Below are 11,282 nucleotides of genomic sequence, written 5' to 3' on the forward strand. Positions count from 1 at the left end.
TGGATATTCCTGTAAACGTTGGAAAAAGATTTTTAGGAATCGCTCATGTGCAAGCAGGTCCAGTATTTTCTTATTACTTTGATGATAAATTATCTGTAAAAGAATTTACAACTGCAAAACAAGACGAATTTAATGTCGGAATGCAAATTGGTGCTGGCGTAGAAGTTTCTAAATTATTATTCGATTTACGTTACGAATTTGGTTTAGGAAAAGTTGGTTCAGAAATCGTAAATGGTAACAATAGAGAATTCAATACTGAAAATCGTCCACAAATGTTAAACTTAACAGTGGCATATTTATTCTAAAAGGTTGTTTGTAAATAAATTTATTGGATATATTTGTCCCAAATTGTATTTTTGCAACCTCGTAAATTATTAAAATGGCAAAAAATAATAAAAAAGAAGAATTCGCGACAGAGCAATTCGTAGAAAAATTAGACAGAACAGCTTTCAACGTAGAGTTCTTTGTTGAAAAATATGCTAAAGCAATTGGTATTGGTTTAGGAGTAATTATTGTAGCTGTTTTAGGTTATTTTGCTTACTTAAAATTAGTCGTAGAACCTAAATCAGAAGATGCTTTCAAAGAAATGGTTCAAGCAGAACGTCTTTTTGATCAAGATTCTATTAATGTAGCATTAAATGGTAGCGCTGGAAGTTTTCAAGGTTTACAACAAATAGTTGATGAATACGGAAATACAGATGCGGGTAATTTGGCTCGTTTTAAAGCGGCAAGTTCATATTATAAATTAGGAGATTATGCATCTGCTGTTAAATTATTAGAAGAATTTGATACAGATGACAACGTAATGTTAGCGCAAAAATATGGTATGTTAGGTAATGCATTAGTCGCTTCTAACAAATTAGAGGAAGGTTTACCTTACTATGTAAAAGCTGCTGAAGCAACAGAAGTTGAAACTTTACAATCGACATATTACACAAAAGCAGGTGAAATTGCAATGGAGTTAGGTAAAAATGCTGATGCATTAAAATATTTCCAAGCTTTGGAGGGTAAATATCCAAATGCAAACAATGGTGAAACAGCGAAGTTTATTGAGCGTTTAAAATACGCCTCTGAATCTGCGAAATAATTCACTTTCAAAATAAGTACAAGCCGAACAATTTGTTCGGCTTTTTTTATTGATACAAATCAAAGTTTATCCTAAATCATTTTTGTATTTTTACCCTTCAAATTAGAAACAAAATGGCAACAGAAAATAAAAATTTATCTCAATATAATAAAGCAGAATTACCAAATGTAACGGGGTCTAAATTTGCAATCATTACATCGGAATGGAATAATCATATTACATTTAATCTGCGTGATGGTGCAAAAGATACGTTGATCGATTTAGGTGCTAACCCTAATGATGTTACGTTGTACCAAGTTCCAGGTAGTTTCGAGTTGATTTATGGTGCAGATAAAGTCGCACAAACGCATCCAGATTTAGACGGAATCATTGTTGTAGGATGTGTTATTCGTGGTGCAACAGCGCATTTTGATTATGTTTGTCAAGGTGTGACACAAGGTGTGAAAGACTTAAATATTAAACACGATATACCAATTATTTTTTGTGTGTTAACCGACGAAAATGAACAACAATCAATTGATCGTTCTGGAGGAAAACATGGAAATAAAGGTATAGAAGCAGGTGTTGCAGCTGTTATGATGGCCGATATGAAAAAGAAATTAGGTAAATAATCTCTTTTATATCTAAAACTTTTTCAATGCCAATTGCAGAAGATTTTCAATCTATTTTTATAAAGAATTGGGAAATTTATTTCTCTCAATGTGATCCGACTGGAAAAATGAAATTGACAGAAATGGCAAATCTTTTTCAGTTAACAGCTTCTGAACATGCCATTAAAGGTGGTTTAGGCTTTTTCGATTTGCAACAGTACAATCAATCTTGGGTAATGAATCGACTTCGAATTGAAATTGATGAATTGCCTTCTTGGACAGATTTTGTTGAAGTAAAAACATGGATTGAAGTGTTGAAAGGAGCTAAATCTATTCGTGATTTTACAATCGAGAAAAATGGTAAAAAGTTGATTGGAGCATCAAGTTTATGGGCAGTTTTTAATACTGTAAAACGCCGCCCTGATCTTCTTCAAATTGATTCATCTCATATTGAACGATTTCCTGATTTGAAACCTACAAAATTGGAAAACAATGTTTTGACCAGCAATTTTGAAGCTACAGAAATTATACATTATAAAGTTCAATTCTCGGATTTAGATATTGTAAAACATGCCAATAATACCAAATATTTGGAATGGTGTCTCAATACAATCGATACGAATATAATGTTAGAACATCGCATTAAAGCGATTGATATGAATTTCTTGAAAGAATTAAGTTTAGATGACGAAATCGAAATTCAGAAATTAGAAACAGAGAAGTTGATTCAGTTTAAAATTGTCAATCAAGAGAAAATAAACTTTGTTTGTCAATTAGAGTTGAAATAACATATTTTTATTAAACAGAATTATAACAATAAAAAGGTTTCAATCGAAACCTTTTTTAATTTATTCTTTTATCAAAACAAACTGAATAGAATCTGCCGTTTCAATCTTCTTTTGATTTTTATCCAATTGTCTTATCTTTCCTTCTTCAACCAAAAAAGCATTCGGAACATTTGCGATTTCTGGTAAAACAATTGTTTTTCCATCTTCTTTCAATTGAAAAACCCCAGTTGTCATCACTGCATAATTATCTATTCCTAAACGTTTAGTCGCATACACATAACCATTATTTGGCAATAATTTAATCTCCATTTCAACCTCTTTGCAATCTTTTTCAAAACAAGGTAAAGTCCCTTTATAAATTCCATCAAATTGAATCGATTTTTCCATTGATAAAGTATCCATTTTCAAGGAATCATTTGCATTTTCTACTTCTTTATTCACCGACTCTGTTTCGTTTTTACAACTTGACACAACGAAAGCTGCGATTGTAAATGTGGCTAAAAATATTTTTTTCATCTTTTAGAATTTAAGTTAAAGGTAAGTAAATTTTAACCAAAAAAAATCCTTCCGAATATTTTCAGAAGGATTTATATGATGTTTTATAATCTTATTCGATTAGAAAATTTCTTTCGCTGCGAAGTGGAAAGCAGCTTCGATAGCAGCATTTTCGTCAGAATCAGAACCATGAACAGCGTTAGCATCGATAGATTCAGCGTATTTAGCACGGATAGTACCTTCTGCAGCCTCAGCTGGATTAGTAGCACCGATTAACGTACGGAAATCAGCAACAGCGTTATCTTTTTCTAAAACTGCAGCAACGATTGGCCCAGAAGTCATGAACTCAACTAAATCCTTAAAGAAAGGGCGCTCTGCGTGGATAGCGTAAAATGCTTCAGCATCTTGTTTCGCTAATTGAGTCATTTTAGCCGCTTTGATTTTGAAACCAGCGTCAGTGATGTCTTTTAAAATATCTCCGATGTGTCCTTTTGCTACTGCATCAGGCTTAATCATTGTGAATGTAATGTTTGCCATTTTATTGAATTGTATTTATTACTTAATTTTTGATGTGCAAAATTACAAAAATGATTCGAATGTTTATATCTTATCAATAAAAATTCTCAAATTAATAAATATCAACATTAATTATCTATTTGAGAAAGATGATCAAAATAAAAATTCTTATTTTTAAGAAAATATAAAACCATGAGCTCAAATAACCTATCGACATTTCAGCATAAAACAAAACTCAAAAAGGTTGGTGATAAATATTTTCTGCCTTTCGAGATTTGGAATTATTTGGATTTTGCTTTAATGTTGATTCTTACTTTTTTCTTTATTTATACCTCAATTCATATCAATTGGGTCTTTATTTTTATCATGGGATTTTTTATAATACAAATGATTCTCACGATTAAAGATCGATTTTTTATCGAAATTAAGACTTCAAAATCTTTCAATGAGAATATTCACCTCATCAAAAATCTTGCACAACGTCAAACTAATTTTACGCAATCATTGGACGAAGAAGGTTTGTTTCTTTTTGAATATTCGGAACGAAATATTTTTTACAAATACAATTACCGAAAAAGAGATTATATCGAAACAGTTGTGATTTATTGTGAAGAAAATTCGATTTGGATCAGTTCGTATAATCAACGTAATTTTGGACTTTTTAGACGATATAATTTAAAACAATGGATAAAATTACTGAAACTAAAAAGCGAGAATTAATCTCGCTTTTTGTTATTTAATATCTTTATTTTCGATTCGTTTATCAAAATAGAATAAGATTATTCCGAGTGCAATAATTCCTAAACCGAATAAGCTTTCTTTTGGTTTTTGCATCAATACAAAATAACAGATGTACAAACTAAATGCTAAAAAAAGAGCGGGTAAAACGTAAAAGAATTTACTTTTTATAATCGTTAATTCATCCTGTTTAATGAAAAAAGCTGTACAAACAGCCAACGTTGCTAAGATTTGCAAAACGAAAGATGTGTAAGTGAATATTACTTCAAAATCTCCTGAAAAAATCAGTAAAATACTAATTGCAGTATGCACCCATATCGCACGCACGGGGATTCTATTTTTGTTCTCTTTTGCCATAAAACTCCACAATTTATTTTCGCGTGCTGTTGCTTGTGTCAATCGAGATCCAATCCACAAATAACCACTAATAGTTGCGATCAATTGTAACGCGATAAAACAACTTACCCATTTTACATTATTTCCAAGTAGATTTGCAAACGAGATATTTGCTACATTTTCTTGCCCCGACAATGCTGCTGCTGAAGCATGTTTTAAAAAAACATAATTTAATAAAACGTAAGAAATCGTCACAAAAACAACGCCTATAAACAATGCTTTTGGTAAATTTTTCTTTGGTTGATTAATTTCTTCCACAATGTAAGAAGCCGAATTCCAACCTGTATAAGCAAAAGTAACATACACCAAAGATGTGGCAAACGCAGGAAGTAACAACTCTCCTTTCCAACTCGAGTCAAAAAGTATTGCATTTGGTTGTACTGCAGGAGTATAATAAAAACCAATAACAATTAAAAAGATGATGAATACAACTTTCAGAATTGTAAATATATTTTGAAACTTACTACTTAGATTTAAGCTAAATGATTGAAATATTGCTACAATTAAAATCATTGCAATGGCAAATTCTTTTCCGAGGTCAAATCCAAAAATATTAAGGTATTTTCCCATTGCCAAAGCAGCTAAAGAAATTGGAGCCGAGAAACCAACGAACAAAGAAATCCAACTTGATAAATAACCAAAAAGTGGATGAAATGTCCGAGATAAATAAATATAATCTCCTCCAGATTGTTTGAATTTTGAAGCTAATTCCGAATAAATAAATGCGCCCATCAAAGCTAAAATCCCTCCAATTGACCAAAGCAATAATATGGAAGTCGTATTTTTAAGATCCGAAATTTGATAACCTAAACTCGTAAACACACCAGTTCCAATCATATTCGAAATCACTAATGCTGCTGCGGTTTTCCAACCAATTTTAGAATGTGCCATACACAAAAAAAGTGTCAATTGAAATGTTGAATTTACATTAAAATTGACACTTTAAATATATTATTATTGATTAAAATTTAAAACTTGCACGTGCAAAATAATACGCTCCTGTCATTCCCATTTGTACTGGTGCGTGTGGAAAAACACCATAATAAGAATTCTCGTATACTTGCTTGTCTGGGAAAACATCAAAAAGATTATTTGCTCCAATTGTAAAGTTAAAATTCTTCGTGATATCAAATCCAATCGATGCATCTGTCACCACTTTTCCTGTATGTTCTTGCACACTTCCCCATGGATATCCATCCTTTGTCACTTTACCGAAATAGGTGTTACGCACCATAAAATTGAAACCTGAAATCGAATAATTCAATCCTAAAGTTGCTTTAGCTTTTGGACTCAACGATTCAATAATATTCACTTGATCTGGTCCAAAAAACTCTTCAGTCGGAATTGTTAAAGCTTCAGGAAAATGGTATCCCACAATTTTTGTCTCGTTAATATTTGCAGATAAACTTGTATTTAATTTTCCTCTACCCAAACGCGTATCATACGAAATCACTAAATCCAATCCCTTTGTTTCTGTATCAATCGCATTCGTAAAAATACGTGCTGTTGCAACATTGTACTTTTCTAAAATAGGATCTGTAATATCAGAAGTCAAGACAATACGATCATCAACTCGGATAAAATATCCATCTAAAGTAATGAACAATTTTGAAGTCGGACGAAAAGTTAACCCTAAACTTGCATTGATTGATTTCTCTTCTTTTAATTGGTCTAACCCAATTTCTCTCGAAAGATCAGATTCATTTCGAATAATTCCTTTTGTAACTAAAACTTGATCTCCGTTATCATTTAAGAACAAATCTGTGTACGAATTACTGAAATATTTTTGTTGTAACGAAGGCGCTCTAAATCCTGTAGAAACAGCTCCACGAACCGAATATCCTTTTGCATATTCATATCTTAAGGCTAATTTCCCATTAATTGTACTACCGAAATCTGAATAATTCTCAAAACGACCTGCTAAATCAGCAGTGAAATTTCCGAATTTTAATTCTCCATCCACATAAGCGGCAACCGAATGTCGATCTCCTTTTACTGCATTCAAAGGTGAAAATCCTACAAAAGATTCTGATCCAGAACCAGAATAAGATGCTTCATCTCCAGCTTCGATTTTATATTGTTCAAAACGGTACTCTCCTCCAAAAGCTAAACTAATGTTTTGATTGATTCGTTTTGAGAAATCTAAGTTTACCGTATTTTGTAAAAATTGATGTTTACCAGCATAAAAATCGGTTGGTGAATCAAGTCCTAATGATTGGTTGATTGAATTTTCTAAATCATATTTAAATGAATTTAACCCAAATGAATTGCTCAAGTCGATTTTCCATCCATCGTACGAATAACGTAATCCTGTCGAATTTGAATAATCATTCACATTTGATTTTAATGTCGCTTGAAATCCTGTTGGATAAATTTTCAACGCATCATCAGACAATTCGCTTGGTAATCTTCTAAATCCAAAACCTTCTCCTTGTCGCAACGAAACACCTCCGAAAGAATAAAAATCCAATTGATCATTAATTGCTGTTTCAGCATTCACAAAAAATTGTTGATTCTTGATTGCCGCATCACCAATTTGAAATCTAAAATCTTTTCTTGATAATCCTAAAGCGGCTATATTCGCATCATCCGCAGCTCGTGCCGCATCTGGATCATCAGCGAAATCATATGCAAAATTATCTCCAAAAATATCTAAATTATGATCTTTCGAACGATTCGTTTTTTTACGTTCACTTACAACCGCAGAAAACACAATCGAACCAGACTGACCTAATTTTGTGCCGAAACTACCATTAAAATTATACGTTTCACCATCGTTACGCGAAGTTTGTCCGTAAGTCAACGACGCATCACCTCCAGGTTTAGATTTCAACACTATATTCACAACACCAGCAATTGCATCAGAACCATATTGCGCAGCTGCACCATCTCGTAAAACTTCAATCTTGTCGATAGCAGAAATTGGAATTGCACCTAAATCTGTTCCAACAGAACCATTCCCAACCGTGTTTTGATAATTAACCAACGATGTGGTATGACGTCTTTTTCCATTCACCAACACCAATACTTGATCTGGTCCCATTCCACGTAAAGTCACAGGATCAACGTGCTCTGTTCCGTCTGCAGAAGACTGTCGAACCGAATTGAAAGATGGTATAACGACGTTTAAGATATCATTTACACTCAACTGAGGCGAAGACGTTTTTAATTTTTCAACATCAATGATGTCGACTGGAACCGATGAATTAACAACTGTTCTTTCAGAAGCACGACCTCCGATTAAAATAACCTCGTTAAGATTTGTTTCTTCTTTTTCTACTTCTTGTGCAAAAAGAGTTGATGCGCAAATAAATGCGAATGAAGCAAGTAAAAATTTGTTTCTTTTCATTTTCAATTTTTCATAAAACTTTCAAGAAACCAACAGATAAAAGTGAAATACTTTTACTCATCTTTCCCTTTGATAGGTTGGATTTAGCACCTTAGATTATAAGTCATCTGGTTGCTAAGGTTTCATCGGGCCAATCCCTCCGCCTTTCTTGATAAGTTATGCAAAGGTAATGTTAAAAAACAAATTTGCAAACAAAACTCTATTAACTTTATAGAGTTATTTAATCAAATGAGAAATATCCAATTCTTGACTTTCTTCGAGATTCATCATCGCGTTGATTCGTTTGAATGAGGTGAAATTTTCTAAATCTCTTACTTTTATATTTTTCTCCATAATTTCTCCTGTTTGCAACAAAGCCTCTCGCATTGTACCTTTCAATAAACAAGAACGAGGCGTTACCCATTGCGATCCATCATAAAAAACGATATTCGAATAAATACAATCGGTAATATAATTTGATTTAACTAATACCAAATCATCTGTTTTTGATTCCTTTACATACTCATCGAAAAACCAGCGGTCCAAGTATTTGTAGGTATAATTTATTTTATTTTCAATTTCAAAAAGTTGAATGGTTTCAATTGGTTTGATTTGATACGGTAGAAATTCTACTGATTGAATTTCGCGGTCATACACTATTCTAACTTTATATTTTTCATCTGTTAAATCTTCAGGTAGTTGAATAATTTCTTCTAATACTATCGGATTAATTTCAGTAAAATTATCAGTTCGAGTACGATCAAATCTCGCTTGATGATATTCTAAATGGCGTAATTGTTTGTTTTCACAACAAATGGATTCAATAAATTGGAACATATACTTTTTGGATTAATTCTTCATATTCTGCTTTCGCTTTACTTTTTGCTGTGACTCCTCCTCCACTCTTGAAAATGAAATCGTTTTGATTATTTTCTATAAAACGAATCATCACTGCACTATCTAAATTTTCGCCATCGAAAACACCAAAAACTCCTGTATAAAAATTACGTTCGTACTTTTCAGCTTCTAAAATAATTTCAACGGTTTTCTTTTTAGGCGCCCCACAAATAGAGCCTGCGGGCAATAGTTGATCGAAAATTGTTCCCAAATTCTGGTAATAATCTTCCTTCAAGTCTCCTTTTATTTCAGAGCTTACTTGTAACAATGTTTTATCATTTGTTTTCAATTCTTCTATGTAGCGATAATCTGTCACCTCAACATTTTCGGAAACCAAACTCAAATCATTTCGGATTAAATCCACAATTGTAGCATGTTCGGCAGCTTCTTTTTCATCATCTAAAATCAATTGTTTAGCGTGTGGAATTGACGCATCAATTGTTCCTTTCATTGGATTTGAAAAAATTTTTTGATGTTCTATTTTCACAAAACGTTCGGGTGAAAAGCAAACAAAATCATTTTTATATTTCAGTTTATATTTCGCATCCGAAAAAGTATAAATTTCGTCTAATGATAAGTCTGTTTCGATTTTTGTAGGAAGCGTTAAATTCGTCAAATATGAATTTCCAAACAAAAGATTATCGTGCACATGTTTAAATTTTGGCAGATATTCATCGAAGGTAATTGGAAATTTTTTAAATTCGAAAGCCTTTTCAAAAGTTTTTTTTTGAGTACAGTTGATTTCAAATTTAATCTCTTCTGATAATTTATTCAACGGAACAATTTCTCCATTTTCTTTTAAAAAATCAATCATAAAAAAAAAGGGAACTTTTGCAGCTCCCAATTCATTCATTTTCGTAAAAATCGAATGCTTTGCTAACATTCGATAAAATTAATATTATTCTTGATTTGTACCAAGTAGATCAATTTCTGTTTTTTGATCATCTGTTAATAAAAAATCTTTCACTAATAAATAGGCCATAATTTGAGCAATAGGAAATGTTGCCAAAATTCCGACGAAACAAATATAAGCGCCTATTTGAGATAAAATACTGTATAATAATACGGTTAACAATATGTACCAAAAATTTTTCATTCCAATTTTATACGATAACTTAATACTGTCTATGACACCATAATTCCCGTAATAAATAATGTAAGGAGTGAAAAAAGTAACCACTGAAAGTAGAATTCCTATGATTATAAAAAGTGGTAAAATCGCAAATATGGACAAACTAAAAAGAGGTGCAAACGATTCGTTTTCATTAACTAATAATCCAAAACCACCCATTAAAAGTACAAATGGAATCATTAACAACAAACTGAAACCTAACATTAATAAAAAGAACGGAATGAATCGTGTCCATTTTTCAAAACCTTTAAAAAAATCATTAAATTCAAATGATTCACCATTTTCTATCTTATCAACCACATGTCCGTATCCCATTTGCAACGGAAACATTACCAAATAAGGACCGATAATCGTCACAACAGAAAGTATTGAAATAATAGCCGAAACCAAAGTAAATAATGCAAATTGCAGCCAATTATCACCAAAGATTTTAAACGACTGATTAATATAATCACCTAATCTAAAATCAAATTTATTTTGTGTTGCACGACTTACTTTTACTTGATCTAATGTTCTATTCATCGTTTTATGAATTTTTTGGATTTAAAAAATGTAAATTTGCCTAATCAGTAGAATAAAATTAAGAATTGTTACAAAATGAATGCAAACGATTTATTATCAATCATAAAAAATAGACGCTCTATATTTCCTCCACAATACACGCAAGAAGAAATTACGCGCGAAGAATTAAATCAAATTTTTGAGGCTGCCAACTGGGCACCATCTCATAAAAAAACAGAACCTTGGCGTTTTATCGTTTTAGAAGGTGCGGTAAAAGATCGTTTTCGTGAATATGTGAAACGTGTTTATGTACAAGGTACTCCTCCAGATCAGTTAAGTGACAGAAAAATTAATGCGTTAATTGAAAAATGTGACAAATCGAATAAAATTGTTTTGATCAATTTTATTGATACAGATAAAAATCCTGAATGGGAAGAATTAGCTGCAACTTCCATGGCTGTTCAAAACATGTGGTTAATGGCAAGCGCATTAAATATTGGTGCTTATTGGTCTTCACCTGCGAATGTAATTGCGAATGTAGATGAGTTTACTACGATGGAAGAAGGAGAAAAATGTGTGGGAGTTTTCTATATGGGAAAATATAATGAAGAAACTCCTGAAGGAGTTCGTCAACCAATCGAAAATAAAGTACGATTTTTAGAGTATTAAAATATTCAATAAAAAAACGCTACTCAAAAAGTAGCGTTTTTTTATGTAATTTATTTTTCGCTTAATTCTTTTAATTTTGTTAAACCATCACCGTATGATTTTTCCATTTGCGCATCCATCATTAGTTTCATCAAATTCATCGGAT

Annotated in this window: 13 protein-coding genes and 1 riboswitch; of the genes, 6 read left to right on the forward strand and 7 right to left on the reverse strand. The window is 31.9% G+C overall.

All coding sequences use genetic code 11. The features are described from left to right. The 4 genes from Q0616_RS02650 to Q0616_RS02665 form a co-directional block, all read left to right on the forward strand. Positions 1–305 (forward strand): outer membrane beta-barrel protein (locus Q0616_RS02650; protein WP_298774860.1); only part of this gene is annotated, 305 nt, incomplete at its 5' end. 74 nt (positions 306–379) lie between these two features. Then, a complete protein-coding gene (locus Q0616_RS02655) occupies positions 380–1,087 on the forward strand; it encodes a tetratricopeptide repeat protein (RefSeq protein ID WP_260541306.1) in 708 nt (235 codons plus the stop codon). A gap of 113 nt (positions 1,088–1,200) precedes the next feature. Continuing rightward, positions 1,201–1,698 carry a 6,7-dimethyl-8-ribityllumazine synthase gene (gene ribH, locus Q0616_RS02660; protein WP_298774865.1) on the forward strand — a complete coding sequence of 166 codons (498 nt, stop codon included), beginning with the start codon at positions 1,201–1,203 and terminating at the stop codon, positions 1,696–1,698. Positions 1,699–1,724: 26 nt separating this feature from the next. Next, positions 1,725–2,465 (forward strand): acyl-ACP thioesterase domain-containing protein, encoded by a 741-nt coding sequence (locus tag Q0616_RS02665; protein WP_260541309.1) that lies wholly within the window; start codon positions 1,725–1,727, stop codon positions 2,463–2,465. A 60-nt stretch (positions 2,466–2,525) separates the two neighbouring features. On the opposite strand, the gene Q0616_RS02670 is transcribed toward Q0616_RS02665, so the two are convergent. Next, the gene (locus Q0616_RS02670) at positions 2,526–2,981 is read right to left on the reverse strand and encodes a copper resistance protein NlpE N-terminal domain-containing protein (protein ID WP_286483565.1); all 456 of its coding nucleotides are present in this window, start codon (positions 2,979–2,981) and stop codon (positions 2,526–2,528) included. A 99-nt stretch (positions 2,982–3,080) separates the two neighbouring features. After that, entirely contained in the window at positions 3,081–3,497 is a 417-nt protein-coding gene (locus Q0616_RS02675; protein WP_038330990.1) for a nucleoside-diphosphate kinase, read from the reverse strand. A gap of 171 nt (positions 3,498–3,668) precedes the next feature. Between Q0616_RS02675 and Q0616_RS02680 the strand changes: the two genes are divergently transcribed. Next, positions 3,669–4,196, forward strand: a complete 528-nt coding sequence (locus Q0616_RS02680) for a hypothetical protein (RefSeq protein ID WP_298774872.1) — start codon at positions 3,669–3,671, stop codon at positions 4,194–4,196. 12 nt (positions 4,197–4,208) lie between these two features. On the opposite strand, the gene Q0616_RS02685 is transcribed toward Q0616_RS02680, so the two are convergent. The 5 genes from Q0616_RS02685 to Q0616_RS02705 form a co-directional block, all read right to left on the reverse strand. After that, entirely contained in the window at positions 4,209–5,501 is a 1,293-nt protein-coding gene (locus tag Q0616_RS02685; RefSeq protein WP_298774875.1) for an amino acid permease, read from the reverse strand. A gap of 70 nt (positions 5,502–5,571) precedes the next feature. Next, on the reverse strand, positions 5,572–7,959 hold the full coding sequence (locus Q0616_RS02690) for a TonB-dependent receptor (protein ID WP_171622572.1): 2,388 nt from the start codon (positions 7,957–7,959) through the stop codon (positions 5,572–5,574). Between the two features lie 54 nt (positions 7,960–8,013). After that, a riboswitch (SAM riboswitch) is annotated at positions 8,014–8,117 on the reverse strand. Between the two features lie 58 nt (positions 8,118–8,175). Then, entirely contained in the window at positions 8,176–8,775 is a 600-nt protein-coding gene (locus Q0616_RS02695) for an aminotransferase class IV (RefSeq protein WP_171622573.1), read from the reverse strand. Further along, complete coding sequence (locus Q0616_RS02700; RefSeq protein WP_298774881.1) at positions 8,759–9,718, reverse strand: aminodeoxychorismate synthase component I; 960 nt, start codon at positions 9,716–9,718, stop codon at positions 8,759–8,761. Before Q0616_RS02700 ends, Q0616_RS02695 begins: the two co-directional genes overlap by 17 nt. Before the next feature lie 15 nt (positions 9,719–9,733). Continuing rightward, positions 9,734–10,489: a hypothetical protein gene (locus Q0616_RS02705; RefSeq protein WP_171622575.1), complete on the reverse strand. Its 756-nt coding sequence runs from the start codon at positions 10,487–10,489 to the stop codon at positions 9,734–9,736. 75 nt (positions 10,490–10,564) lie between these two features. On the opposite strand from Q0616_RS02705, the gene Q0616_RS02710 reads away from it, so the two are divergent. Then, on the forward strand, positions 10,565–11,137 hold the full coding sequence (locus tag Q0616_RS02710; RefSeq protein WP_260541324.1) for a nitroreductase: 573 nt from the start codon (positions 10,565–10,567) through the stop codon (positions 11,135–11,137). The last annotated feature ends 145 nt before the right edge of the window (positions 11,138–11,282 follow it).

The organism is uncultured Empedobacter sp. (assembly GCF_937930195.1).
Taxonomy (GTDB): Bacteria; Bacteroidota; Bacteroidia; order Flavobacteriales; family Weeksellaceae; genus Empedobacter; species Empedobacter stercoris.

Excerpts from the sequence above, each read along its gene's own strand:
- Q0616_RS02655 (WP_260541306.1), top strand. The coding sequence starts at position 380 with ATGGCAAAAAATAATAAAAAAGAAGAATTCGCGACAGAGCAATTCGTA.
- ribH (WP_298774865.1), top strand. The coding sequence starts at position 1,201 with ATGGCAACAGAAAATAAAAATTTATCTCAATATAATAAAGCAGAATTA.
- Q0616_RS02665 (WP_260541309.1), top strand. The coding sequence starts at position 1,725 with ATGCCAATTGCAGAAGATTTTCAATCTATTTTTATAAAGAATTGGGAA.
- Q0616_RS02670 (WP_286483565.1), bottom strand. The coding sequence starts at position 2,981 with ATGAAAAAAATATTTTTAGCCACATTTACAATCGCAGCTTTCGTTGTG.
- Q0616_RS02675 (WP_038330990.1), bottom strand. The coding sequence starts at position 3,497 with ATGGCAAACATTACATTCACAATGATTAAGCCTGATGCAGTAGCAAAA.
- Q0616_RS02680 (WP_298774872.1), top strand. The coding sequence starts at position 3,669 with ATGAGCTCAAATAACCTATCGACATTTCAGCATAAAACAAAACTCAAA.
- Q0616_RS02685 (WP_298774875.1), bottom strand. The coding sequence starts at position 5,501 with ATGGCACATTCTAAAATTGGTTGGAAAACCGCAGCAGCATTAGTGATT.
- Q0616_RS02690 (WP_171622572.1), bottom strand. The coding sequence starts at position 7,959 with ATGAAAAGAAACAAATTTTTACTTGCTTCATTCGCATTTATTTGCGCA.
- Q0616_RS02695 (WP_171622573.1), bottom strand. The coding sequence starts at position 8,775 with ATGTTCCAATTTATTGAATCCATTTGTTGTGAAAACAAACAATTACGC.
- Q0616_RS02700 (WP_298774881.1), bottom strand. The coding sequence starts at position 9,718 with ATGTTAGCAAAGCATTCGATTTTTACGAAAATGAATGAATTGGGAGCT.
- Q0616_RS02705 (WP_171622575.1), bottom strand. The coding sequence starts at position 10,489 with ATGAATAGAACATTAGATCAAGTAAAAGTAAGTCGTGCAACACAAAAT.
- Q0616_RS02710 (WP_260541324.1), top strand. The coding sequence starts at position 10,565 with ATGAATGCAAACGATTTATTATCAATCATAAAAAATAGACGCTCTATA.